This is a genomic window from Bradyrhizobium sp. Kon58 (assembly GCF_055807455.1).
In genome coordinates this window covers 19,632-44,414 of record NZ_JBVVOT010000010.1, presented here as the reverse complement: position 1 = coordinate 44,414, position 24,783 = coordinate 19,632, and the positions used below count along the sequence as shown (strand labels likewise).

At 59.2% G+C, this 24,783-nt stretch carries 20 protein-coding genes and 1 pseudogene; 13 read left to right on the top strand and 8 right to left on the bottom strand.

The genetic code is table 11. The features are described from left to right. Positions 1–69 precede the first annotated feature (69 nt). From AC0L20_RS18705 to AC0L20_RS18675, 7 genes are all read left to right on the top strand, one after another. Complete coding sequence (locus tag AC0L20_RS18705) at positions 70–2,004, top strand: LysR family transcriptional regulator (RefSeq protein ID WP_473290561.1); 1,935 nt, start codon at positions 70–72, stop codon at positions 2,002–2,004. Positions 2,005–2,212: 208 nt separating this feature from the next. Next, a complete protein-coding gene (locus tag AC0L20_RS18700) occupies positions 2,213–3,505 on the top strand; it encodes an NtaA/DmoA family FMN-dependent monooxygenase (RefSeq protein WP_473290559.1) in 1,293 nt (430 codons plus the stop codon). 30 nt (positions 3,506–3,535) lie between these two features. Continuing rightward, positions 3,536–4,732, top strand: a complete 1,197-nt coding sequence (locus AC0L20_RS18695) for an MFS transporter (RefSeq protein ID WP_473290556.1) — start codon at positions 3,536–3,538, stop codon at positions 4,730–4,732. Positions 4,733–4,758: 26 nt separating this feature from the next. Next, entirely contained in the window at positions 4,759–5,826 is a 1,068-nt protein-coding gene (locus AC0L20_RS18690) for a flavin reductase (RefSeq protein ID WP_473290554.1), read from the top strand. 104 nt (positions 5,827–5,930) lie between these two features. Further along, the gene (locus AC0L20_RS18685; protein ID WP_473290552.1) at positions 5,931–6,689 is read left to right on the top strand and encodes an aldo/keto reductase; all 759 of its coding nucleotides are present in this window, start codon (positions 5,931–5,933) and stop codon (positions 6,687–6,689) included. Beyond that, positions 6,686–8,302, top strand: coding sequence for an ABC transporter substrate-binding protein (locus AC0L20_RS18680; protein ID WP_473290550.1), 1,617 nt, complete (start codon positions 6,686–6,688; stop codon positions 8,300–8,302). Before AC0L20_RS18685 ends, AC0L20_RS18680 begins: the two co-directional genes overlap by 4 nt. 50 nt (positions 8,303–8,352) lie before the next feature. Next, the gene (locus AC0L20_RS18675; RefSeq protein ID WP_473290548.1) at positions 8,353–9,747 is read left to right on the top strand and encodes a dihydroorotase; all 1,395 of its coding nucleotides are present in this window, start codon (positions 8,353–8,355) and stop codon (positions 9,745–9,747) included. Between the two features lie 48 nt (positions 9,748–9,795). Here AC0L20_RS18675 and AC0L20_RS18670 read toward each other — a convergent pair whose 3' ends face one another. After that, entirely contained in the window at positions 9,796–11,148 is a 1,353-nt protein-coding gene (locus AC0L20_RS18670) for a UbiD family decarboxylase (RefSeq protein ID WP_473290546.1), read from the bottom strand. 22 nt (positions 11,149–11,170) lie between these two features. After that, positions 11,171–12,439, bottom strand: a complete 1,269-nt coding sequence (locus AC0L20_RS18665; RefSeq protein ID WP_473290544.1) for a Zn-dependent hydrolase — start codon at positions 12,437–12,439, stop codon at positions 11,171–11,173. A gap of 146 nt (positions 12,440–12,585) precedes the next feature. On the opposite strand from AC0L20_RS18665, the gene AC0L20_RS18660 reads away from it, so the two are divergent. Together AC0L20_RS18660 and AC0L20_RS18655 are read left to right on the top strand one after the other, a co-directional pair. Further along, positions 12,586–13,155: a UbiX family flavin prenyltransferase gene (locus AC0L20_RS18660; protein WP_473290542.1), complete on the top strand. Its 570-nt coding sequence runs from the start codon at positions 12,586–12,588 to the stop codon at positions 13,153–13,155. Positions 13,156–13,240: 85 nt separating this feature from the next. Then, entirely contained in the window at positions 13,241–14,932 is a 1,692-nt protein-coding gene (locus AC0L20_RS18655; protein WP_473290540.1) for a hypothetical protein, read from the top strand. 121 nt (positions 14,933–15,053) lie between these two features. On the opposite strand, the pseudogene AC0L20_RS18650 reads toward AC0L20_RS18655, so the two are convergent. The 4 genes and pseudogenes from AC0L20_RS18650 to AC0L20_RS18635 form a co-directional block, all read right to left on the bottom strand. Next, positions 15,054–16,272, bottom strand: a pseudogene (locus AC0L20_RS18650) (DUF2130 domain-containing protein). A gap of 639 nt (positions 16,273–16,911) precedes the next feature. After that, positions 16,912–17,688, bottom strand: a complete 777-nt coding sequence (locus tag AC0L20_RS18645; protein ID WP_473290538.1) for a metallophosphoesterase — start codon at positions 17,686–17,688, stop codon at positions 16,912–16,914. Between the two features lie 2 nt (positions 17,689–17,690). After that, positions 17,691–18,128, bottom strand: coding sequence for a hypothetical protein (locus AC0L20_RS18640; RefSeq protein WP_473290536.1), 438 nt, complete (start codon positions 18,126–18,128; stop codon positions 17,691–17,693). A 503-nt stretch (positions 18,129–18,631) separates the two neighbouring features. After that, positions 18,632–18,934, bottom strand: a complete 303-nt coding sequence (locus AC0L20_RS18635; protein WP_473290534.1) for a hypothetical protein — start codon at positions 18,932–18,934, stop codon at positions 18,632–18,634. 296 nt (positions 18,935–19,230) lie between these two features. Here AC0L20_RS18635 and AC0L20_RS18630 point away from each other — a divergent pair, with 296 nt between their 5' ends. Continuing rightward, positions 19,231–19,497, top strand: coding sequence for a helix-turn-helix transcriptional regulator (locus tag AC0L20_RS18630; protein WP_473290532.1), 267 nt, complete (start codon positions 19,231–19,233; stop codon positions 19,495–19,497). A 289-nt stretch (positions 19,498–19,786) separates the two neighbouring features. After that, complete coding sequence (locus AC0L20_RS18625; protein WP_473290530.1) at positions 19,787–21,196, top strand: MFS transporter; 1,410 nt, start codon at positions 19,787–19,789, stop codon at positions 21,194–21,196. A 26-nt stretch (positions 21,197–21,222) separates the two neighbouring features. Here AC0L20_RS18625 and AC0L20_RS18620 read toward each other — a convergent pair whose 3' ends face one another. Next, positions 21,223–21,675, bottom strand: coding sequence for an SRPBCC family protein (locus AC0L20_RS18620; protein ID WP_473290528.1), 453 nt, complete (start codon positions 21,673–21,675; stop codon positions 21,223–21,225). 357 nt (positions 21,676–22,032) lie between these two features. Between AC0L20_RS18620 and AC0L20_RS18615 the strand changes: the two genes are divergently transcribed. Together AC0L20_RS18615 and AC0L20_RS18610 are read left to right on the top strand one after the other, a co-directional pair. Then, complete coding sequence (locus AC0L20_RS18615; protein ID WP_473290526.1) at positions 22,033–22,422, top strand: tautomerase family protein; 390 nt, start codon at positions 22,033–22,035, stop codon at positions 22,420–22,422. Positions 22,423–22,672: 250 nt separating this feature from the next. Next, on the top strand, positions 22,673–23,359 hold the full coding sequence (locus AC0L20_RS18610) for a type 1 glutamine amidotransferase domain-containing protein (protein ID WP_473290524.1): 687 nt from the start codon (positions 22,673–22,675) through the stop codon (positions 23,357–23,359). A gap of 185 nt (positions 23,360–23,544) precedes the next feature. On the opposite strand, the gene AC0L20_RS18605 is transcribed toward AC0L20_RS18610, so the two are convergent. Beyond that, positions 23,545–24,378, bottom strand: a complete 834-nt coding sequence (locus AC0L20_RS18605) for a response regulator transcription factor (RefSeq protein ID WP_473290522.1) — start codon at positions 24,376–24,378, stop codon at positions 23,545–23,547. Between the last annotated feature and the right edge of the window lie 405 nt (positions 24,379–24,783).

Sequence of the window (24,783 nt, the reverse complement as noted above, 5' to 3'; positions counted from 1 at the left end):
AGGGCTGGCTTGATCGAGCTGGCATGCATCTTGCTAAACTGAAGCGCCAGTTCCGGTGAGAGCATTCGTATGGCTATTGCAGAACTACGTGACAGGACTTCTGGCATCAATTTGAGCCAGATCGAGACCTTTGTCGCGCTAGTGGAAGAAGGAAGCGTTGCTTCCGCGCTGAAGCGCCTCGGATTGGGGCGCTCTTCGTTGAGCGCTCATATCAAGTCGCTGAGCGACGAGCTCAACCAGCATCTCGTCGTGCGGCTTCAAGGTGGCCTGGCCGTTACGCCGGCCGGGCGGCAAGCCTACCGGCTGTTGCGCCCCTTCATGGAACACGCGGCTCACTGTCTGGCTCACTTTCGTACCGGCGAAGTGGCTGCCTCAGAGCGGATCGAAGTGCTTCTGCCGCAAGGATATGCCGGGGCAATGTTCGACAAGGCAATCGGCCAGGTCGCACGGTCCGCTTTGAAGTACGAGAACCCCATTTGGATCTCGACGAAGTATTGCGGTCCCGATCGATGCGACAAGACGGGTCTTATGGTCGGTTTCGGGGGCAAGCGGCCCTGTCCGGCAGCGGCTAACGATGCACACGTCATCCCCGACAGATGGGTACTCGTGCGCACGGGACCGAACAAAGGGTGGCATACGCGGGATGTCCCCCTGTCGGAACTGATGAACAATTCCTTTGCGGTCCCGGAGCTTCCCGACAGCCAGCTCGCTCTGCTACTTTCGATCGCGGAAAAAACCCAAGCGCGAATCAATTGCCTCAGCCAGGAAGCTCCCGAAATCCTGGCGAAGGGCAGCCTGAGCCGAAATTTCAACTTTCTAATTCCCGCGGCGCAGCTGAATCCGGCGCTCGTCGCCGAATACTTCGAATGTGCTCTGCTTGAGAAGAGCGACTTCGATCCGACCATCTCGATCTCTGGCGAACACAGCAACGCCCTCGCGGCCGCGATGCGCCAGCACTACGAAGAATTGCTCTCCACTTCGGTGGCGTCTGGGACGCCATTGCCCGAAGACGATACCGAACCGGAGCGCATTTCACTGAAGTTGTGCCGCTCGTTTCTCGCGCTCTACGAAGAAGGCAATATGCGCCGCGCAGCGCAGCGCCTATGCGTGGTGCAGCCTGCTCTTACCGTGCAGTTGCATGGTCTCGAGGAGTTGTTGGACGCTCAACTGTTCGAACGCTCGCACCGTGGCCTCGATCCGAACGCCAGAGCGGATGTTCTTTATGGCCTAGTTGCGCCGCTCATGGCGGAATTCGAGGACGCGGTCCGAGCGCTACGCGCCGACGCGATCGGCGGAAGACCGCGACGGTTGCGGCTCGGCCTTATTCCGGCTCTGGATGCCGAAAGCGAGACCGCGGAGTATTTCGCCAACGCCCTCAAATGCTGGTCCGAACGCTATCCGGAGACAATCGTTCAGGTTTTGGAGGCCTATTCGGGCAAGCTACTCCAATGGCTGTCGTCCGGGCGGATAGACTTCGCTTTGACGGATCGCGTGGTCGACAATCCCGAGATGTCCTTCGACCTCATCGCCGAGGACGATATGGCGGTCGTCGTCGAACGATCGACCGAGTTGTTGCCGCCGGGGCCGGTCACACTGGAGACCGCGTCGAGATTGCCGTTGGTTTTGCCGTCAAGCCGACATGGCCTGCGGTCGATCATCGCGCAGCCATTGCAGAGAGCCGGCCTGGATCTTAGCCCGAGAATCGAAGTGGATTCCATGGCGGCAGCCATCAGTCTGGTGAAGATCGGACGGTATGCGACGATCCTCCCGACAGGCGCAATCCATAAGAGCACCGACCGCAGACGCCTTTCCATTCACACCATAAGTACGCCTCGTATCGTGCGTAGCATATGCCTTGTGAGGATGAGGAACGAGATACCGGATCCGGCGACGCAAGAGTTCATCGAGGAGTTGAGAAGCGCATTTTCCTCCGCAGGCGAGCGGGGCGCCGTGGAGGGGGATTTGAGGGACAGGGAGATCGCCACGCCGAAGCTCATCGCCTGATCGTTCGGCACGACTCCTTCCCGGAATCGAGCGAGACATCGAATTGGATCGCCGAGCTCGTTCGGTGATGATCGTTCGCGCGAAGCCGTCGAGCTCGGTACGGCGTTTATTATCGGCGGTTTCGTTAGATTGAATTATCGGCGGTCCGGCGTTCGTGGTTCGCTGCATTGGAGATTTACTCGGTTCATATCCGAATGCAGGAGTCGTCATGAGCATGTTTCATCTGGGTTGGTTCTTGGGTCCCGGCATCACCGTTCAGGGGTGGAATTCCCCGAACTATGCCGCGAGCTACGATTGGACGCAGCCCGACATCTACCAAGACGCAGCGAAGGCTCTCGAGCGCGCATGCTTCGATTTCTTAATCCTGGAGGACACCAGCGCAGTCCCTTACGCTTACAAGGGCTCCATGGACTTCTACCTCAAGAACGCGACGATGACGCCGAAGCTCGACCCTGCGGTCCTCACACCTTACATACTCGCGGCGACCAAGAGATTGGGTGTCGCGTTGACCATGACCACGACATTCTATCCGCCATGGATCCTCGCACGGCAGATGGCGACGCTCGATCATTACTCGAAAGGGCGCATCGGCTGGAACATCGTGACCGCCACCAGCGATGCCGCGGCGCAGAACTTCGGCTACGACAAGCAGTTCGAGCACGACCTGCGGTACGATATGGCCGATGAATATATCGACCTCACCGAGAAGCTCTGGGAAGCTTGGGACGCCGATGCCGTGCGCATGGATATCGAAAACAAGACGTTCATCGATCCGGCGAAGGTGAGGGCGATCAATTTCGAAGGAAAGTACTACAAATCGCGCGGGCCGCTGAACGTGCCGCGTTCGCCCCAGACGAAACCTCTCTACGTCGCTCCCGGAGGATCGCCGCGCGGGCGGAAGTTCAGCGGCCGCAATGCCGAAGTCGTTCTCGCCGGCGGCGAATCCATCGCGGAGATGAAGGAGTATCGCGCCGAGGTACGCGCTTATGCGAAGTCGCTGGGTCGGGATCCCGACAAGATCAAGACGATGTTCATCGCAGGCGTTTTCGTCGGCAGAGACAAGAAGGGCGTCGAGGAGATCAAGGAGAACCTGCTGAAAATGCGCCAGGCGCGCTTCGAGGCTCATCTGGCTTCGCTTTCGTTCCTCTCCGGCATCGACTTTTCGAAATTCGATCTCGATATGCCCCTTCCCGAGATCAAGACGAACGGCATGCAGACGATGCTGCGCATGTTCAAGGACGCCGGCCCCACGGCCACGCTGCGCGACATCGGGATGCGGCCTCCCGGCTGGGAACTCATCGGCACGGCAGACGAGATTGCATCGCAGATGAAGGAGGCGATGGAAGAGATCGGCGGAGACGGCTTCCTCGTCACGGGCCCGATCACGCCGCGCTACGTCAACAGCGTTGTCGACGAGCTCGTTCCTGTGCTGCAGAAGCGAGGTCTGACGCGGAAGGAATATAGTCACCAGCTTCTGAGGGACAACGTGATGGCGTTTTGAGCTCAAAGAGGCTCGGTTCGGGAGACGCCCATGACCAGATCCCTCGTCCTTCAACGCAATGTCCTGGCATTGACTTGCGCGCAAGCGTTCGGAGCCGCCGGGCCGCCCATCGTGATATCGCTGGGCGGTCTCGTCGGCCAGGTGCTCGCTCCGTACAAGGCACTCACCACGTTGCCGGTGAGTCTTTATACGATCGGCTTAGCGCTCGCGACGATACCAGTGTCGCGCGCGATAGGGCGGTTCGGCCGCAGGCCGGTCTACCTGCTAGGGGCATTCCTCGCGATCTTCGCCGGCATCACTGCCGCCTATGGAATCGTCGTGGGCTCGTTCGCCGCCTTCTGCATCGGCACGGTGATGGCCGGACTAAACGGCGCTTGCGTGCAGACCTATCGATTCGCGGCGGTCGATTCGGTACCCGCCTCGCGTAGAGCAAGCGCGATCTCCCTCGTCATGACCGGCGGCTTGGTAGCAGCCGTCACCGGACCGCAGGCCGTGATCTGGACCAGAGACCTGCTGCCGGGCTTCACGTTCGCGGGCAGCTTTCTCACCCAATCGGCCTTCGCCGCTCTTTCGTTGGTGGCGATCGTGCCCCTCAACGTTCCCCCGGCAGTCGCGAAGACCGCCTCCGGAGGGCGACCACTAATGGAGATAGCCCGAGGCCCCAAGTTTCTGCCTGCCGTCGTGACGGGTATGGTGTCCTACGGCACGATGGGCTTCCTCATGACGGCCGCTCCTATTGCGATGACCGGATGCGGATATACGGTAGGAGAGGCGGCCCTTGGAATTCAGTGGCACGTTCTGTCGATGTTCGCGCCGAGCCTGATTACGGGCGTTCTGATCACGCGCTTTGGCGAAACGTCGGTTGCCCTGGCGGGTCTGTCATTGATCGTCCTCAGCGGCGTGGTGGCTCTGCTAAGCACAAGCATATTCGCATTCTGGATCTGCCTCGTGCTGCTCGGCATCGGTTGGAATTTCGGCTTCGTCGGAGCAACCAGCATGGTCGCCGGCTGCTGCGAACCGATCGAGCGCCCCCGGGTACAGGGGCTCAACGACTTCCTCGTGTTCGGGACCACGGCGGCAGGTTCTCTTCTGGCCGGCAGCTTCATGCGGACCGAATGGGGATGGTCGACCATAGCGTGGACGGCGGCCGCACTAGCGGCGGCGACGGGAATGGCCCTCTCGTGCGTCATGTATCGATCGCGGATAGCCGACCCGGCGTCCGCTTGACACCGATGCTTCGAATGGAGTGATCCGTGAACAAATACGAAAGTCCGACGCTCATGAACGGCGAGTTATTCAAGTCGTTGATGCGTAACATCGCTTCCAGCGTCGCCGTCATATCCACCAGCAGCGAGGGGCGGCTTCACGGGATGACTGCCACGGCAGTGTGCAGCGTCAGTGCGGATCCAGCCACGATTCTCATCGTCGTGAATCGCTCAACTCGCAGTCATCCGATCATATCAACGGAGAAGCAGTTCACGGTCAATATTCTTGCTCAGGATCAGCAAGAGATCAGCAATCTGTTCGCGTCGAAACAGGACAATCCCTTTTCGGCGGTCGAGCACAGAATTGGTCGGAATGGCAATCCGATCCTCGTCGGAGCGGCTGCGCACCTCGAATGCTCCACCTATTACGAGGTCGATGTCGGGACGCACACGATCTTCATCGGCCACGTGACGAGCGGAGATGTCTCCGTGGTTCCGCCGCTCGTATATCACGAAGGACAGTACAAGTCGCTTTCGCCTCGAAAGATCGAACACGATGTGGCCCCGATGTTCGTCGACCGCTGGTCTCCCAGAGCGTTCTCACCGAGCGAGATCGACGACGAGACGATCATGTCGTTCTTGGAGGCGGCAAGATGGGCGCCGTCGTCCATGAACGCACAGCCCTGGCGGTTCGTCTACGTCAGACGAGGGGAGCCAAAATGGCAGCCATTTCTGGATACCCTCTCGAACACGAACCGATCGTGGTCGGCACATGCGGCCGCGCTCATCGCATTCGTTTCCAAAAAGACCTTGCAATTCGACGGTAAGGAGTTTCCGTCGCCGACGCACAGCTTCGATACGGGTGCGGCTTGGATGAGTTTCGCGCTCCAAGCCAGCTTGTCCGATTGGTACACTCACGGCATGGCCGGGTTCAATGGGGAGAAGCTTGCGCACGAACTCGGTGTGCCCGACGATTTCGCCATCAACGCGGTGGCGGCGATCGGCAGATTGGGCGATAGCGCCTCGTTGCCTGATCACCTCAAGGCTCGCGAGATCCCAAGTGAAAGAAAGCCACTGTCGGAGCTGGTCTTTCGCGGAACGTTCGGTGGCGCATGAGTGGCCGTCTCGCTTCGTCTCTTGGAGCCGGCTTACAACCGCATCACGGACCATCGTTGCCCGCGGTTGGGCTCGGCACCAGGCTTCTGACGGGGGAAAGATGCGTGGGCGTTGTCCTTAATGCCATCGAGGTCGGGTACCGGTACGTGGACACGTCGCCGAGCTACGGAAACGAAGACGCCGTGGGTCGGGCGATCGCCCTTTCGGGGCTCGATCGCCAGGAAATGTTCGTGACCACGAAGGTGGAACGCGACGATCTTCGACCGGAGCTCGTGCTGGCATCGGCTCGACGAAGTCTCGACGTGCTGGGCTTGGACCGGATCGACCTTCTGCTTATTCATTGGCCGAATGCCGAGGTGCCCATCGCCGAAACCCTATCGGCGATGCGCGAGCTTCAAGTATCCGGCGTCATCTCTCACTTCGGGACGGCAAACTTCCCGACTCCGATGCTCGGTGAAGCTATTGAAGCCGCCGAAAGAGCCGGGATGGAAATTTTCGCCAATCAGATCGAAGTCCATCCTTCGTTGCCGCAGCGGATCCTCGTTTCCGCGTGCATCGCGCGTGGCGTGCGTCCGATTGCCTACTCTCCGATGGGGCGGGAAGATCTCGATCATGCCGCCGTCCGTGCCCTGTCCGATCGCCTCGGCAGAACCGCGACCCAAATCGTGCTGCGCTGGCACATCCAACGAGGCGTCCTGCCGGTGCCCATTCCGGATACCGGCGAGCCTGGGCAGATAGAATCACAATTCGACTTGTTCGACTTCGAGCTGTCGGCAAACGAAATGGCCGAGCTGGCCGGCGTCGGCCCGGAGAAACGCTATTTTTCCCCAGCTTGGGCTCCCGCTTGGGATCCGCAGGATTGAAGCATCTGCCGAAGGGCAAAACTGGAGGGCTAAACATGCGTAGACGAGATTTCCTGAAGGGAATGGCCCTAAGCACGCTTCCGTTGCCCGCTTTCGCGCAAGGAAAGACATCGACGCTCAAGATCATCAAGAGCCAGAACCTCGGAAGCGTCGATCCCATTTGGACGACGGCCGCGGCAACGCAGGACTTCGGCTTTATGGTGTTCGACACGATCGTGGGCGCAGATGCCGATTTCGTGCCGAAGCCGCAAATGGCCGAAGGATGGACCGTCGAAGACGGAGACAAGACTTATGTTTTCAAGCTCCGAGAGGGCCTCAAATTCCACAATGGCGAGCCGGTAAGATCCGCCGATTGCCTTGCCTCGATTCGGCGGTGGTGGACGAGAGACGTCGCCGGCCAGATGGTCGCCGGCGTGACGGATTCGATGGACGTAATCGACGATCGCACTTTCAGAATGCGGTTGAAGTCGCCTTTTCCCCTGCTGCTCGATGCCCTGGGCAAACTGAGCCCGGCAAGCTGCATCATCATGCCCGAGAGCATCGCGAAGACGGATCCCTTCAAGCAGATACCCGAGGCAATCGGCAGCGGTCCGTTCAAGTTCCTGACGAGCGAATGGGTGCCCGGGCACAAGGCGTCCTTCGCGAAATTCACCGATTATATCCCGCGATCGGAGCCCTTTAGCGGACTTGCGGGAAACCACGCTGCGGCCGTGGACCGGGTCGAATGGTCGTTCATCGGCGATGCCGCGACGGCAGCCGCTGCAATGCAATCGGGCGAACAGGATTACTGGGACGGTTTGCCAGTCGATCTCGTGCCGCTCATGAAGGACAATCAAAATCTCGTCGTAGGACCGAGAAATACGAGCGCCACGAACTACACGTTCGTCATGAACCACCTCCAACTACCGTTCAACAATCCGGCAATCCGGCAAGCTGTTGCGATGGCCGTCGATCAAAGCGAATATCTGGCGGCTGCGACGGCCGGCCTTCCCGAAAATGGCGGGGCCTGTCCGAGTTTCTATACCTGCACCTCGCCATATGCGAGTGACGCTGGCGCGGCCGTCCTGAAGGAAAAGAACATCGAAAAGGCTAAGGCTGCTCTGAAGGCCGCGGGCTATGCAGGCGAGAAAGTCGTATTCATCGGCGCAAGCGAACCCCCGGCGCTGGCTGCCATCGCGCAAGTCTCCGACGATCTTCTCAGGCGCATGGGTTTCAACGTCGAATTCGTGACGACCGATTTCGCCGGCATGATCCAGCGCCGCGTCAACAAGGGCCCGGTAGACAAGGGAGGGTGGAGCGCCTTCAACAGCACATATGGCGGCGTCGATCTTCGCAATCCCTCGGTCAATTCGCTGCTTCGCGGAGCGGGCGAGCAGTCGTGGTTCGGTTGGCCGACGAATCCAAGGCTCGAAGAGCTGCGTAATCAGTGGTTCCTGATGACTAATGCCGAAGAGAAGTTGAAGGTCGCTCACGAGATCCAGGTCGAGGCCTTCAAGACGCTGCCGTATATTCCGATTTGCTACTCCTACCCACCTATTGCCTACAGCAAAAAGCTGACGGGCGTCACACGCCAGCCGATCAACTCCTTCTGGGGCATCGGCAAACAATCCTGAAACGCGTGACAGCGACGCAATAGATCCGACGTATCAAGAAAGGTGTGTTCATGAGCGACTTCGATCTCGTTCTTACCGGGCAGGTAGTGCGAACCGATAGGGTGATAGAAAACGGCTATGTTGCAATCCGGGGCGAGGCGGTCGAACTGATAGGCAGCGGTGAGCCGCCGGCTGCGCGCGAGCGTCAGGATTTTGGCAAGTCCTACATCCTCCCGGGAGCGATCGACGCTCAGGTTCACTCGAAGTCTCAGCTCGGGCAGGAGGATTTCGTCTGGTCAACCCGCGCGGCGGCGGCCGGCGGCGTGACGACCGTCGTGGATATGCCTTACGACGCGGGCTTTCTGGTGTGCACCGGCGATCGTGTCCGACAAAAGATCAAGGAAGCGGGAGAGCAGTCGCGCGTCGACTTCGCGCTCTATGGAACGATAGATCCGGCAGATGGTCCCAAACATGTCGCTGGTATGGTCGAGGCGGGTGTTTCGGCTTTCAAATTCTCGACGTTCAACACGGATTCCAAGCGGTTCCCTCGCATCCCGCCGCAAGACCTCTATGCCTGTTTCTCGGAAATCGGCCGGTTCGGTCTGGCTGCGGGCGTGCACAACGAAAACGACGAGATGGTGAGAGCGGCGATCGCGAGCGTCGAAGCAAGTGGGATTACGGACTACCGGGCGCACGCGTTGTCGAGGCCACCTGTCACGGAAACACTTGCTATGGCCGAGGTCTACGAGCTCGGTGCGCAATCGGGATGTTCGACGCATATCGTCCACTGCTCGGTGGGGCGAGGCTACGATCTTTGCGAGGCCTATCGTCAACAAGGCTTCGACACCACCGTGGAGGCTTGCATCCATTATCTCACGCTTGACGAGGAGAACGACGTTGCGCGCCTTGGAGGGAAAGCAAAGATCAATCCCCCGATCAGGCCGCGGGCGGAGGTCGAAGCCCTCTGGCGGCATCTCGCGGCTGGTCACGTCACGGTGGTCTCGACCGACCATGTTAGCTGGTCAGAGAACCGGAAGGTCGATCCCGTCATGCTCAAGAATTCGTCCGGCGTGCCCGGTCTGGAGGTCCTCTATGCGTTGCTCATCAAAGGTCTGATCGAGCGTCGCCTGGACATCACGATCGCAGCGCGACTTCTCGCGGCTAATCCCGCCAGGCTCTTCAGGTTCGGACACCGAAAGGGCGCGCTCGAGAGGGGACGGGACGCCGACGTCGTCGTGATGGCGCACGCGCCCCATCGCTACAACCCAGAGGATTCCGGCCACAACTTCGTTACCTGGAGTCCATACGCAGGTATCGAATTGCCCTACCGGCCCGTCGCGACGTATCTACGGGGCAAGCTCATATTCGACGGCAAGGCCGTATCAGCGGAGCCGGGCACGGGCGCCTTCGTACGACCGCCAGCTCTTAGGCCCTCGCGGTTAAGCGATGAGTCCGTAGCCGCCTGACCGGCGATCGATCGATACAGTAAGGCGATCCCGGACGTCCGGGATCGCTCAGTATTGGTCGATGTCTGCCGCGACGCGAGCCAATATCTCTTTCGGCGCCCTGACAAACTCCGATCGACCGAGCGGCTCGCCGTCGCCCGGCCGGGTCGTCGCGATCATAGCGATCTTGGTCACCGTGAGATCTTCATGGACCGGATCGCAGCGATCGGCCTTAACTCCCTCGACAATCATCAGATCCTCGTGTCCGCGAAATCGCGCGGCAAGGGCCCACTCGACCTCGCGTGGATTTTCGATATCGATATCGTCGTCCACTACCGTGATGAGCTTCAACAGATTGACCTGCCCCATTGCGAGCATGGCGGCCCGTTTGCCCTCACCCAATCTTGGCTTGTTCATGGAAATGACGGCATGCAGGCGACCCATTCCGCCTTCGGTAATGAGAACCCGGCGAACGGCCGGAATCATGCGCTGCAGAGCCTGTCGCAGCGTCGCGCCGATCGCTATTCCGCCGAGCAAGCAATGCTCGCTCGCGTATCCCGGCAGGATGGCGTGGAAGATCGCGTCTTTCCTCCGCGTGATGCAGTTGATGCGACCGCCCATCCCAGCGCCATAGCTCACGTAGAAGCCGTGGAATTCGGATACGGGTCCTTCATCGATCTGCTCCTCCGGGTCGAGTTCGCCTTCAAGAACGATTTCCGCTTCTGCCGGAACTTCAAGGTCGACCGTCTTGCACTTGATCAGTTTGAGAGGTTCGCCAAGCATGCCGCCGATATTGTCGAATTCGTCGTCGCCAAGTCCGAGGTATAACTGCGAGCCTAGAAGTACTGCTGGATGGTTTCCGATCGCGACGGCTATTGGCAGCCGCCGTCCAAGGGCCTTGGCCTTCTCTGCCAGAAGATTGAGATGGTGGTTCTTTGCGATGCCGGCCATCACCTTACCGTCTCCTTCGAGACGGAGCCGCGCGATCGATACGTTGCGGCGGCCGGTTTCCGGATCTTTGGCGATGATCACGCCGGCGGTAATATACGGTGCCTTCTCGCGCTCGAACCAGGTTGGAACGGGCAGGGAAGTCAGATCGATATCGCCGGACTGAACGACCTCCTGCACCGGAGCGACGGTGCTCATCACGGGCTTGATGGGATTGGTGAGCGCGCGAATGCAGAGGTCGTCGAGCTTGCTCGGCTCGACGTTCAGTCCGAGAGCGAAGCGATGTCGCGAGACGAGAAGATTTCCGACGACAGGCAAAGAACCGGTCCGCTCGAAGAGAATGGCTGGTCCCCGATCCCTAAGGGCAAGGACCGCCCCGATCTCGAATTTGGGATCGGCTTGCCGCTTTACGCGATGAAGCGCCCCCGCAACTTCGAGCTGCGACATGAACGCACGCATGCTTTGATCGGTCATCTATCTACACTCTTATGGTGATTCAGTAGGTTCTATCTGCGATGTCCAACGATCTTACGGCCTCGTAGAGCGTGGCGGTACCCATGGCCAGCGCGTCCGGATCCGCCCATTCATCAGGGCTGTGACTTTTGCCCTCGAGGCACGGGATGAAGAGCATGGCGGATCGGCCGACCCTCGCCATGAAGGCGGCATCGTGGCCTGCGCCTGACGCCAATTCGACCGTGCTGTAGCCAAGCTTGGACGCGCTACGAGCCAAGACGTCCCTCAGATGGGGATCGCACCGGGTCGGATCGGTCTTCGAAACGATGGCGAAGCGATCGCGTTTCAAGCCGGACCGCTCTGCCGCGTCTAAACTGTACCGATCGAGCTGCAGGATAAAGTCGTCGATCTGGCTGCTGTCCTCGGCCCGTATGTCCAGGACCAACCGAGCTGTTCCAGGGACCACGTTTGCAGCGTTTGGCGAGATTTCGATGATTCCTGCGGTAGCCACGAAGTGGCCCCGATTGCAATCCGCCCGTAGTGCGGCTTGCCTTGCGACCCAGGAAACAATCTCAGCGGCAGCGACCGCCGCGTCCCTCCTCAATTTCATCGGGGTGCCGCCGGCGTGGTCGGCGGAACCGAGAAAGACCAGTTCGATGCGCGCGATACCGACGATGCCGCTAACGATACCGAGCTCGATGCCGCCGTTCTCGAGCACCCGACCTTGCTCGATGTGGAGCTCCAGGTAGGCCGCGATCTTCGGTGGCGCAGTGCGCTCCAGAACCGTAGGCTTGCCGCCCATCCGCGCGATGGCGTCAAATAGGCGCCCTCCGCTCCCGTTCGTCCGCGACAACATCTCGTCGCTGAGAGCTCCTACCATGGCGCGGCTGCCGACGCATGAGATGCCATACTCGCTTGGCTCTTCGGCCAGGAAGTCGACGATCTCAAGCGGATGGTCGAGGCGCTCCCCGGATTCGACTATCGTCCGCGCGACCTCCGTGGCCGCAATGACGCCCGCCGCTCCGTCGAACCGGCCGCCCGAAGGAACAGTGTCCGAATGGGAGCCGAGCAAAATGGGCGGGAGCGGGAGACGTCCGTCCAAGCGGCCGATAAGATTACCACCGGCGTCGATCCGGATGGATAGGCCCGCCTCGGTGAAGAGGTTGCCGAGCCAAGTCCGCCCCTCGACAAAGCGAGCCGTGAACGAGCGGCGGGTCCAGGGACGATCGGGTTCGGTGATGGCTGCGAGCGCCATCAGGTCGGTCCATAGACGGTCGGCGTCGATGCTCGACGCTCTCGGATCGAAGGGCATCCCCCACCTGAATACTCTGCCGGTCGATCACGCCAATAATCGTTTCCGGAATCGGGCATCAGAAAACTTGCCGCGGCTAGGATTCCGCGCGGCGCCGGTTGACAGGCCAGCGCGTCCAGAGCATTTGCAGAAGGCAAGGAGTAGTCATGTCCGGCAAGACGCGATTGATAATCGGAATAACCGGGGCGTCCGGTATCGCTTACGGCGTCCGGCTTCTGAAATCGCTGAGACAGACCCCCATCGAAACCCACCTCGTGGTTTCGCGCGCGGCGGAGATAGCCATGGCGCACGAGGGGCCCGTGAAGGTTTCGGACGTCCGGGATCTTGCCGACCGCTGGTACAAGTTCGATGATGTCGCCGCGCCCATTTCATCGGGGTCGTTCCGTACAGCCGGCATGATCATCGCGCCATGTTCAGTCCGAACGATGTCCGAAATCGCCACGGGAGTAACGTCCTCGCTTCTGTCGCGAGCGGCAGACGTCGTGCTGAAGGAACGCCGTCGATTGACGCTGCTCGTTCGTGAGGCTCCGCTCCATACGGGACATCTGAGAACCATGACGACGCTATCTGAGCTGGGGGCAATCATCTATCCGCCGGTCCCGGCGCTTTACACGAAACCCGCGGATATCGAAGAAATGATCGATCAAACGATCGGACGTGTGTTGGATCTCTATGACATCGACATCGGCCTCGTATCGCGGTGGAAGGACGATTAGCGCCTTCAACTGCGATGTTTCGTCGTCAAAGCGGACGATTTGGACGAGGTTCGGCGGCGGGTCGCCATGTCGAGGAGCAGAACTGATGGAGCGTTTCGATCTCGGCGCTTATTCCAGGCCGGTTTCCAATTCATCCGTCGAAGCGCAACACTGCTTCGATAAAGGCCTCAACTGGTGTTACGCCTTCAATAGGGCCGAGGGCGCAAAGTGCTTCAAGAAAGCTCTCGAATTCGATTCCCGCTGCGCGATGGCGTATTGGGGCATTGCTTACAGCAGCGGTCCATTCTACAACTTGACATGGCGGGATCTCGGTGAGCGTGAAGCGGCCATTGCTACCGCGACCGCCTTTGAAAACATCGAGTTGGCGCGCGAATTATCACACAGCGCGTCCGAGGTCGAAAATCGGTTGATCGAGGCTCAAGCACGCCGCATCCAGAAGCCGCATGCAGTGCCACCCGATGAATTCGACCGTTGGGACGACGATTACGCGGCCGAGCTGCGTAGAGTTCATCATGAGCATCCTGACGATCCAGACGTCGCCGCTCTCTTCGTCGAGGCACTCATCACGAGGACGCCACGGCGGCTTTGGGACGTGAAAACGGGACGGCCTGCGAGGAACTCGGATGTCGTCGAGGCGCTTTCCGTTTGCGAACGCGCGATCGAGCTCGGGCGAACTACTAGGCAGCGCCCGCATCCGGCGCTGCTACATCTTCATATTCACATTCTGGAGATGTCAAACGAGCCGGAGAGGGGAGTGCCTTCCGCCGCAGAACTTGTCTCCTTATGTCCCGATGGCGGGCATCTGAATCATATGCCGGCCCATGTTCATATGCTTATCGGCGATTATCAATCCGCGAAACTTGTCAGCGAAACGGCAATTGCGGCAAACGACAAATTTCTGGCGTACGCTGGATTCACGACACCGTACACGACGGCATGCGCTCACGATCTTCTCTTGATGATGCATGCCTGCATGTTCTTGGGGCGATACAACGATGCGATCGGAGCGGCCAACAAGCTCTGCAGCATGGCGACGAAAGACGTTCTTTCGATCCCAGACCGGCCCAAGTTCACGACGAGCCTGGAGGGCTATAATTCGATGCGCGTTCATGTACTGGTGCGCTTCGGAAAATGGAAAGAGATCATCAACGAGCCCATTCCTAATGATTTCGAGTTCTATCCAGTCACTACCGCCATGCTTCACTACGCGAAGGGTGTCGCGCACGCGACTCTACGTGAGTTCGACGAAGCAGAAACAGAACGCGGCTTATTCCGCGAAAGCATTTCTCGCATCCTTCCCAGTCGGAAGGTGTTCAACAATACCGCGTTGAGCATTCTTTCGGTAGCCGAGAAGATGCTGGACGGAGAGCTTGCGTATCACAAGGCGGACTACGACTCGGCGTTCGCGTCGTTGAGAGAGGCCGTGTTCCGAGACGATCGCCTTGAATACGTCGAGCCTTGGGCATGGATGCATCCTCCCCGGCACGCGCTTGGAGCCCTGCTGGCGGGGCAAGGGCACCACACTGAAGCAGAGGCGTGCTTTCGCGAGGATCTCGGCTTGAACCCCGGCGTCCAGAGGTGCGCGCAGCACCCCAACAACATCTGGGCGATGCAAGGTTTGGTCGAGTGCCTGCAAGTACGCGGCGCCACGGAAGAGCTGGCGGATATGGAGCTCTTATTGGTTGCAGCCAGGTCGTATGCGGATACGCCCATTACTGCTGCCTGCATGTGCCGTCTTAACCCGTCTCCGCGGCCCGGCGACCAGTGCTGTCACTAGCAAGATGGATGATCTCGCGCGCCCGGCTCCGTTCCATGGTGCACGAAAAGGGCAGGCCTTACTAACTTCGTTCACGGGCTTCGCCCACGGTCTGGCCGCCCCGAGGAGTTCGGAGGGCACGTCATGCGCCTCCATGTCGGAAACCTTCGAGCAATGCAATTCCCGGCATCGCCTTTCCCGCGACGGCCTGCAGGTCGCCCACCAAACCGACAGTCGACTCGACTACGGACACGATCTGCATTTCGCGCTTAGCCCACTGGCGGCTGACGAACTTGCGTTCCTTGTCCAGGTCTTCGCGCATGTCGTAGTACTTCTCGACCACAGCTTCCACCCACTGGCGGAATCTCGTGACTGTCAGGTACTGGTAGATCTCCTCGACCTTGGTCTTCTGGCCCTGCTGGACCAACCGTGATCCGCTGACCTCGAGAATTGACTGTCTTAGAGCGATAGCGACGGGTAGCGCGCAGCGGGGATGTGTAACCCATACGCCGTCGATGAAGTCGAAGTGTTCGACGGTTTTGGAAGTGCCTGGGATACGATCAACGCCACATCGGCGCCCGAACGCCTCTGATCTTCCCGAAGCTTCGCCAGCCAGCCGTCGCTCCAGGCCTTCGTGCGCTTCGTTTCCCACATAATGGAGCCCGCTGGCTGGGCGATGGCTCCGTTTACGTGCTGCACGAGATCTGCCCCCGCTTCGCCCTTGCCGATTGCCTCGATCAGATCGGCCGGGAAGCGCGTCGCGAGGAGGTTTTGGAGGTGGAGCTCCAACGCCTCGCCTTGCGACTGCTGGGGACCTTGTTCGGCTTTGCGCTTGAGATCCTCGATGGTCCGCGCCATGGAGTCGATGGTCTGCTCCCGCTCGAGCAGCTGCAAGCGGGCCGCCTCGTCCGCCTCCTGCTTGGCCTTCGTCCGCAGCTCTCCCACGGACCCTTGGACTCGACGTCTTCGATCGTCAGTTCGAGTTCGCGCTTGGCCTCGTCCAACTCGCGCTGCTTGCGAAGAAGCTCGGCTTGATCGCGCTGCGCCTCAGCGAGTTTGGCGTCGTTGATCTGCAGCGTACGGCGAAGCTCGACTGTCTCGGCTTCCTTGGCCTGCAGCTCGGCCGCAGCCGACTCGCGGGCCTTCTTCGCTTCGGCCGAGACGATCGAGGATCGCTCGCTCTCCAACCGCATGCGAACCTGCTCATCGACCTCCTGGCGGGCTTTGGCGAAGTCGTCGCGCTCGCGGCGCAGCAGATCGAGCTTCTGCGTCACTTCGTCATCCTTCTCCGCGAGCTGCTTCTGGAACCGTTTCCGTGTCTCCTCGATCAGGGGCGCGGCCAGGGATTCCGTCAGCCGGATAGGATGATTGCAGTTAGGGCATTGAAGGGTCGCATCATGGGCGTCACGAGGCTTTGAAGTTCATGGAAGATCCCATTTCAGTTTGCGTTTGGTTACATCTGGAGACTGATTCGCTCAGCCGTCACATGGCACGGGAGCCTTACGGCCCCCGTTTCCACATTTCGGGCCGCTGGGACCGCGTGCCATGCGGCGGTGATACCGGGCTTTCGTCTTGTGTCGTCGCAGAGCTATCCGTTCTGGACCCAGCCTGACGTCCCGCCAGGAGTTGGCGAGATCGTTCCGGCCGTGCCGGCGAAGAGCCTGAAGAAGGGAAGCGACGTCGAGAGAGGTGATCGATCGCGTCGGCGGTGACTCCAGAAAGCGCGCCGATCCAGTCGCGCCTGGTCAGAGAATAGAGATCCAACAGCACGACCAATATCTTGAGATCGAGATCGTCGAAGCTTCGCGCGCCTCGCGTCCGCCAGTGGAGTGGATCTGTTGCCGGTCGCTCGGACGCACTTGGCCGCGGCCGCCGACTAGGACCAACTGTCCGAACGGATGCGTTTGGTGGAGAGCGCGCCGCAACGATCTTCGCCGCATCCGGCGGAGGAGGGGGCGAGTCGGGCAGCCTCGAGGTCGGAGCTTCCTCGGAACCGTTCGTCACGCGTCGACCTCGATGGTAAAAGCGGGATCGAAGGCAATATCCTCGTCAGCATAGCCTCGAGGATTTGATATCAAGCGTGTAAACCCACGAACGCCGTCGACCGGATAATGGGTATGGCCCCAGATCCAATAAGAGGGTTGGAAGCGGTCTATGATCTCGCCCAGATTCGACGAGTACGCGGCGGAGAGCATCTGCGCCTGCAAAGACGGAGCGATGGCCTCAATAAGCGGCGCATGATGGGTAAGTACGATGGTTGTTCCGACGTGAGGCCGGGTGAGTTCAGCTTCGATGAAAGCTCGGGACCGATCGTGCAGGGTACGGGCCTCCGCAGGACGAAAGCGCCGCCATGGGTTGGATTGCCATTTGATACGCCGATGGTCGAGCATTTGGTCGCGGGCCGTCCGCATGGCGGTGTCGCGAAAATGTTCTCCATGCAAGGCATAGTCTGTCCAAAGAGTCGCTCCGAGGACACGGAGGGACCCGAACGATATGACCGTGTCCTCGACGAGATGGACTCCCAATTCGCGGGCGCACTCGCGGCCCTCGGCCAATTGGTCGAAGTAAACCCCGCGATAAAATTCGTGATTCCCTGCGACCGTGACGATTTCTGTGTCCGGATAAGCCTCACGCATCGATCGGATCGCGTTTACGAGACCTTCGATTGTGTCCCCTCCGATAAGAACTATGTCCACTCCGGCGGCAAGCGGCGGAAATTCCTCCGCTCCTGGGCGGTGTATGTGGAGATCGCTCATGATCTGGATTCGAAGCCGCATGATCAACGCCTCTGACGTGATCGATCGGCTGATGCTTTTCGACGCGCACACCACGCCAGATAGATGTTGTGTAGCCGCCAAGATGCAGAGAGCCTTGCTCGGTCGATCGGCGGCAAGGGCATCTGCTGAAGCTTGGTCGACAACACCATCGCGGCGCCGGCGTCCTCGAAGGCGCTGCGCAATAGCAGCGTCATCGTCAAATCGACGGAGGCTGTAATCACTCCCGGCGTCTTGAGCTTGAGTGCGAGGCCGACCGCGGCGGCGGCATCGCCATCGATAGCCGCCCGCCAATCGTCGAAAGTCGATGCGATCTGCGCGACACAAGAGAGCACTTCGTCCTGCATCTCGGGCTCGAACGCTTCGCATGGCAGCTTGCGCCAGTACGTAAGCGCGCGATTCCAGTCAGACGCGCCCGGGCCGGCGTTTTCCTTCCATTTCATTCGCAAAACTCCATCGTTCGCGCGCGGAGGCGCGTTTCGCATACAGCGTTCGGCTGGCGATCGCTTCAATCGGTGATTTCGAGAAGCAGCGGAGCGCGACTAATCCTGGCCAATGGCAGGGCAGACGCCGCTCAAAGAGCGCGGCCGGTCTGGATCGACATCGCTGATGTCGAGAGGAAGCGCGAGCGGTCGCGAGAACTCTCGTGGTTTGTTGATGGGATATATGGAGCGCTCGCCGCTCCGAAGGACGTATCGCTGCCGTCGTTCGGGCTGGATGGGCGAAGGGGCTCGAATCTGTCGGCGGTGATGTTGCCGAGCATCGCGGCGGGCTGCAAAGGCGGCCGGCGGCGCCTCAATGTCGAGCCCAAATTTGCTGCCGATGGGGGCGCACGTGGACACGGAGCGCGAAATCCGATCGGGCGATACCGTCGTATGGGACGGTGCAGATGGGCTGAGTGCCTTTGCAAGGCTGCCGTTGTCGGAGAGAAGGTGGATTGTGGCCATCAGAACGCCCCAAGCGCAGGTTCGGAGCGCAGAATCTGCGAGTCGTTGCCATCAAGAATGTTGGGCCTGTCAGCAACTTTCGCAGCGAACGTCAGAACTCGGAGGTTGTTCTGCTCTACCAGCCAAGAGAACAGCAGCCTCGGGGAGCCGATGGTTGGCCGCAACAAAGAGGCGCCAAGATCCATGGGCTGGTCCAAGCGGCCGAACGAAATCAATAAGTTCGCCCGTTTGCCCTTCCCGGACAGGAAAGTGGCTGAAGCGCATCGCGCGAGGCGGCGTCGTGTCTCCAATTGCAGCTTCATGCGTCGCTCCCTGCGAGCAGTCGAATGAGGGAGACAAGATCAAGATGCCAAAATACGTCAAAAATATGTCTTTGGTTACACGTTATTCAGTATGAAGTCAGCGGCCGCCGTCCAAGCGCAAATGAAACCTCCGGCGAGCTGTAGGATTCAAATCTTGCACGCGGCCCCAGTCGATAAGGACTCGATATGGGAAGATGGCGAACGGCGCGAAAAACACACGGAAAACGAATCCTTGAACTGGACACCGTCGCGAAGGCCGCAGCAAATGAACTGACGCGGCCATTTCGGATGAACCAGTGCCTAAAGGCGAAATAAGACCGCTTCCCTCGCCGGACATGTTGCGGAAAGCCAGGAAGTTGGCAGGCATCGGACAGGCCGAGCTTGCGCTGCTCGCTGATGTGAGCCGCAAGACGGTCGTCACGATCGAAAGAGACTTCGCCGAAAGGCCTGATCCTCGCCGTCGACTCGTGATTGAAAAGATACGTTCGATCTTCGAGTGCAAGTTCGGGGTCAAGTTTGATACCGAAAAGCGATCCGTGACCGGGCCGGCGCCAGAGACTTAGCATCCGGACCTAATCTTCGCCGCTGGAGCCACTCAGATTGCAACTCAGCCGCAATTCTTCGGTCGCGTTCACCGCCGGCCGATTACTTGGATGGGCACCACGTGGCGTCGCGCCGTTTGTCTCGACGGGCTGTTTCGAAAGCCAGGAGGAATGCCGCAGTCATTTGCGCGAGGCGTCGTGGCTCATGTCCCAACTCCAGTTCGAGGTTGGCGATCTTCGAAGATGCGAGTAGCTTCGTTAAATGAAGTGACGAAGTTGCTTCCGGCGAACGGCAACAAAGGACAGGTTGATGGCAGTCGGCATTCAGCTCCCCTGCGAAACCGCCATCCAGCAATCCGTGGGGCCCGCCGCGGCAGCGGGAACTCAATACCTTGTGCTGGCCGCAACCGTGTTAGCATCCAGTATGGCCTTGATCGATGGCTCCGTCGTCAATGTCGGGCTCCCGACGATAGGTCGCAGCCTCGCCGCTGAGGCAGGAACTCTGCCATGGGTGGTCACCTCGTATCTCATCCCTTTGAGTGCGCTCCTGTTGCTTGGAGGCGCGGCCGGGGATCGATTTGGCAGGCGGCGCTTGCTGATGGTGGGAGTTTCATTGTTCGCGGTTGCGTCTCTTGTTTGTGGATGCGCCCCCAACCTCTCGATCCTGCTGATCGGTAGATTTGCGCAAGGGATCGGCGCCGCATTCCTGATGCCTAACAGTCTTGCCGTTTTAGGCCAAACGTATCCGGGAAACGCGAAGGCGAGAGCCATCGGCATTTGGGCGTCCGCCGGCGCGGTCTCAGGCGCAATAGGCCCGGTCGCGGGAGGGACCCTAATCGATTACGGAAGCTGGCGCCTTGTATTCCTGATCAATATCCCGTTGGCCGTGGCTTCTCTGCTGCTTGCCTGGCGCTACGTACCACCGGACGTCGAGAGGAAGGAACCGAAGCTCGACTTACTGGGCGGGTCTTTGGCCACAACGGGTCTCGCCGGCTTGGCATGGTCGCTGACAAAATATTCGGGCAATGGCGCTTGGACGCCGGAAGCGTTCTTGGTGCTCGTTCTTGCTCTCGCAGCGCTGACTTCATTTCTTTTCGTGGAGAGAAAGCGGGGCGATCGGGCGATGTTGCCCCTTAGCCTCCTTACCTCAAGATCGTTCATCGGGCTCACGCTGCTTACGATGCTGCTGTACGGAGCTCTCGGAGCGGTTCTGGTGTTGTTACCCTACACTCTGATGCAAAGCGCCAACTTCTCGTCCGCGGCGGCGGGTGCTGCGATGCTTCCTCTCCCGCTCACGCTCTCGATCGTCTCCCCGTTCATGGGGGGCATCTCAGCGCGAACGAGTTCTCGTATCGTACTCGGTATCGGTCCGCTCGTAGTCGGCTCAGGCTTCATGCTTGCCCTTCGCATCGGGCCGGATGCGAGCCTCTGGAGCGATGTCTTTCCTGCCGTTATCGTTCTCGCGCTCGGACTTGGGTGTGCCGCTGCACCGCTCACGACAGCCGTCCTGAACTCAGTTGACGTACGGCACGCGGGTTCGGCTTCCGGGTTCAACAGTGCGGTTGCCCGAACCGGAGGTCTGATTGCGACCTCGTTGCTTGCGGGAGTCATGGCTTCGGAAGGCGCAGGCTTCGTGCGATCGTTCCATATGGCGCTTGTAATCGCCGCATCTGCCTGCGTAGCGGCATCTCTCGCTGCCTTCACGATGGTCGAGCGCTGATCGTGGTCCCGAAGACATCGCCCCTATTAGGCACTTTCTTCCGCAAAACGCTTCATTTCTGCCACCGCTCCATCAAATCGAGCCTGAATACGCGCTGCTTCGCTGACGCGCTTCTCCTCGTTCATGGTGGCTTGATCGTAGACTAGAGTGTAAACGAGCGTCGACATCGTTGGGGCTCTTGATATCACGGAGACGCAGCCATGATACGTGACCGACGCCATGGGACCGCGGGTCTGCGCATAGGAGTAGCTGTGGAGGCTGCGCCCGACCATTACTTCGAGAATTGAATCGCCAACTAGCCGGACACTACCGATGTCGCCATCCCCGGTCACCAACTTGCTTGGAACGTGAAGGAAGCGGCCCGCGTCAGCATAGGATCCGATTGCCGTCCACGTGCGGTCCGCGGGCTTCCTGATGTCCGTTGAGCACACAATCACTTTAAAACCGGCGCCGCCGAGAGAAGAATCTGAGTCATTCATTAGCGGCGCTCCTGAGGTGGCCTTTTAGAATCGCATTGTAGAGAGGAAGGCGTCCTGATCAGTATCTAGCGCTGATCGTTCCGCGTTACACGTGCGATGACGAGTCCGTGACTTTATTGATGTAAATATTGAAGTGACCTTGACTGTGAAGCTCTGTCGAATCTAAGTTCGCCACAACGATCGACGGGTGACGATTGCGCAGATCGAAAGCTTTGTGCATTGCGGGCGGACGTCAATTTGCGCCTGCGTCCCACGGTTTGTAGGCTAGGTTTGAATGGTCCTTGGGCGGGCCGGAGCGCTCAGTATCTCGCACTGCGCGACCTGTTCAGCCTCTCGGTTGGAATAGAGAGTTCAGGAATGCCGCTTGTAAGAATAGATATCAGCAGCACGTCTTCGGCCGAACTGCGGAAGACGGTCGGAGATGTGGTGTACGACGCGATGATATCCGTCGCCAAAGTGCCTGAGCACGACAAGTTCCAGATCGTGTCGCTCCATTCTCCGGATGAACTTGTCTTCCCCCAGGAAGGCTATCTAGGGATCGATTACACCAAGGGCATCATTTTCATTCAGGTGACGTGGAACGCGGGGCGTGCGACCGAAGTCAAGAAGGCCTTCTACAGGAAAGTAGCTGACGGTATACACGCGAAAACCGGAGTCCGGAAACAAGACGTATGGATCAGCCTCGTGGACGTTTCGCCGGAAAATTGGTCCTTCGGAAACGGAGACATGCAATATGCTCCGAAATGAGCTTGATCGCCTTCCGCTGATCGAATCCAAGACCAGCGGCTTTCTCCTTTTGCGGACAAGGCCTGCAGCCGCAGCGACAGTGTAGTTGCGACGTTGTCGCGCAAGGGATCGATGCAGGGCCGAATAAATCAACCGGCGTGTAGGAAATAGCGGCCATAGCACATCTATTGGCGGCGTGAGCGGTTCGCTCGAATAGACCGATCAAAAGTTTCGTTTTAACCGATAGTTTGACATGATCCGGAGCAAGTCGATGAAGGTACTGATCGTGGCGAGTAGCGCTGAAATTGGTTTCTGGCTCGCCGAACTGACTCACCCTTACTGGCATCTATCCGAGCGGGGAGCCGAAATCGATATCGCCAGTCCGAAAGGCGGCAAGATCGCTCCCGATCCCACCAGCAATCCCTACTCGGAGAACTCGTGGGAGAAGGGCGACATCGTTTCGAAGGGGTTCTTGTCCGATCCCGGGCTTGTGGCCAAGCTAGACAAGACATTCGCGCTGAAGGATGTGGACCCCACCGTATACGATGCGATCCATATCGTGGGCGGCGGCGGCGCTGCCGTCGATCTTTACCCGAACGACGACCTCGGGAAGATTCTTGAGCACTTCTGGTCGGCAAATAAGGTGATCGGTGCCATATGCCACGGATCGATCGCGTTGGCGAATAACCCGAAGCGGGTTTCGGGAAAGCATGCGACAGGCTTTTCACGAGTGGAGGATAGCGAGGTCGAAGACCTTTACGGCAAAGACTTCATTCCAAACTTCCCGCAGCCCATAATGGAAAAGGCAGGGATAAAATTTGATCACGTCGAACCTTGGGGGCTTCGCGTCGTAGTGGACGGAAAGCTTGTGACTGGCCAGAACCAACAGTCGGCTTCCGAGTATTCGATCATAATGACCCATCTGCTTGGAAACGGCAGCCCGGTCGTGTCGCATTGACCTACGCGCTAGTGCCTGTTGCGGATGTCCCTCGTGCTTGAGGGCCTCCAGACTTAGCCGGCGGCCGAAGCTGACCGCGAACCGTCGTTCTCGATAGGGATGTCATTTTTATCTGGCCGATGGTCCCTTCCGAGACTATGAGGGTGTGTCGATATTTTCAGGCCGACTAGACGCCGCCGCCGTGTCTAGAACGCGCTTACTTCTTGGACCCCTAAGAGCCGATAGACCCCGGTTCGCCCCTGCGGGGTCAGATCCAGGCTGTCGTCAAGTTTCTCCCTAAGTCGGGGAATGAAAACGTCCATTCGGACGTGCTTGTCGTCCTTTTCCCGACGGAGAACTTCGATGTTGAAGGCTTCACCGTCGATCGCATGATCTTCAACGACACACAGATGGCGCAACAGAATATGCTCGGTGATCGATAGTCTTTTCTTTGTACCGGAAAGATTCGTGATCGTGCGATCGCCGATGGTGAACATCCAATCACCGATCAGAAATTTCCTGCCGGAGTGGGATTGCTTCGACCGTCGTTCGGTGTGGACTCTTCGCCAAACCGACATCGTGCGCGGCGCGATCGTGGAGAAGCCGTGGGACTTCTCCACGTAGTCGTCCGCGCCGTATTCGATCAGCGGACGCGCTTCCTCATCGATCGGGAGGCCCGAGCAGACGATGATGCCCGCGTTCGTGTTGTCGACCACCGATTCGACAAAGGCCTTGCCGATTTCACTGCGCGAGATTTCCCCGTATCTTTCTGCGATGCTGAGATCCAAGATATAGATGTCGACGTCGTCCCGCTCGAGATGTTCGCGAGCGCTCGCCACGTCCTTCACTTCAATTATTTCACACGCGAGCTCTCCGATGCGTGACATCGGATCCTTCAACGCGGTTGCCACACGCGCTGCGTCTTCGGCCTTGTCGTCGACAACGAGGATCCGGGGAGCGCGCATGATTTCGGCCGGCACGAACCGTCGACGAACTCGCTTTTCGATATGCCGACGGTTCAGCTCGGCTGGTGTCACCATTGGAGTCGTCCCCGCATCAGCATATCGAGGAGGAAACAGGGCATAACTGCGATCGCAGGTGCAAACCCCGCGTAGAACAGGGTTGTCGACAGGGTGATCACTGCCAAGAGGGCCGTCAGCATCTTCCACGATGGTTCGTTGGGACTCATCGGAACCTCCTTATAGGGCACAAAGCCCGCAAAACACACGTAACGCACATTTCTGTTGTAGTGCCGAATGGTAAAAAGAATGCTAAATCGCGTTTTATGGTTGGCGTACAGGAAGACTGTTCGAGCAACAGTGGTGCTTCCATACCGGCGGCAAAAAGGTGCGGTTTCGTCCAGCGTCAATTTGCTTGGGGTTCGCATGCGGAGGCAGCAAGTCCACCTAAAACGGGCCGCGATTCAGCTTGAGCCCGCGTTCGTT

Excerpts from the sequence above, each read along its gene's own strand:
- AC0L20_RS18705 (WP_473290561.1), top strand. The coding sequence starts at position 70 with ATGGCTATTGCAGAACTACGTGACAGGACTTCTGGCATCAATTTGAGC.
- AC0L20_RS18700 (WP_473290559.1), top strand. The coding sequence starts at position 2,213 with ATGAGCATGTTTCATCTGGGTTGGTTCTTGGGTCCCGGCATCACCGTT.
- AC0L20_RS18695 (WP_473290556.1), top strand. The coding sequence starts at position 3,536 with ATGACCAGATCCCTCGTCCTTCAACGCAATGTCCTGGCATTGACTTGC.
- AC0L20_RS18675 (WP_473290548.1), top strand. The coding sequence starts at position 8,353 with ATGAGCGACTTCGATCTCGTTCTTACCGGGCAGGTAGTGCGAACCGAT.
- AC0L20_RS18670 (WP_473290546.1), bottom strand. The coding sequence starts at position 11,148 with ATGACCGATCAAAGCATGCGTGCGTTCATGTCGCAGCTCGAAGTTGCG.
- AC0L20_RS18665 (WP_473290544.1), bottom strand. The coding sequence starts at position 12,439 with ATGCCCTTCGATCCGAGAGCGTCGAGCATCGACGCCGACCGTCTATGG.
- AC0L20_RS18660 (WP_473290542.1), top strand. The coding sequence starts at position 12,586 with ATGTCCGGCAAGACGCGATTGATAATCGGAATAACCGGGGCGTCCGGT.
- AC0L20_RS18655 (WP_473290540.1), top strand. The coding sequence starts at position 13,241 with ATGGAGCGTTTCGATCTCGGCGCTTATTCCAGGCCGGTTTCCAATTCA.
- AC0L20_RS18645 (WP_473290538.1), bottom strand. The coding sequence starts at position 17,688 with ATGCGGCTTCGAATCCAGATCATGAGCGATCTCCACATACACCGCCCA.
- AC0L20_RS18640 (WP_473290536.1), bottom strand. The coding sequence starts at position 18,128 with ATGAAATGGAAGGAAAACGCCGGCCCGGGCGCGTCTGACTGGAATCGC.
- AC0L20_RS18635 (WP_473290534.1), bottom strand. The coding sequence starts at position 18,934 with ATGAAGCTGCAATTGGAGACACGACGCCGCCTCGCGCGATGCGCTTCA.
- AC0L20_RS18625 (WP_473290530.1), top strand. The coding sequence starts at position 19,787 with ATGGCAGTCGGCATTCAGCTCCCCTGCGAAACCGCCATCCAGCAATCC.
- AC0L20_RS18620 (WP_473290528.1), bottom strand. The coding sequence starts at position 21,675 with ATGAATGACTCAGATTCTTCTCTCGGCGGCGCCGGTTTTAAAGTGATT.
- AC0L20_RS18615 (WP_473290526.1), top strand. The coding sequence starts at position 22,033 with ATGCCGCTTGTAAGAATAGATATCAGCAGCACGTCTTCGGCCGAACTG.
- AC0L20_RS18610 (WP_473290524.1), top strand. The coding sequence starts at position 22,673 with ATGAAGGTACTGATCGTGGCGAGTAGCGCTGAAATTGGTTTCTGGCTC.
- AC0L20_RS18605 (WP_473290522.1), bottom strand. The coding sequence starts at position 24,378 with ATGGTGACACCAGCCGAGCTGAACCGTCGGCATATCGAAAAGCGAGTT.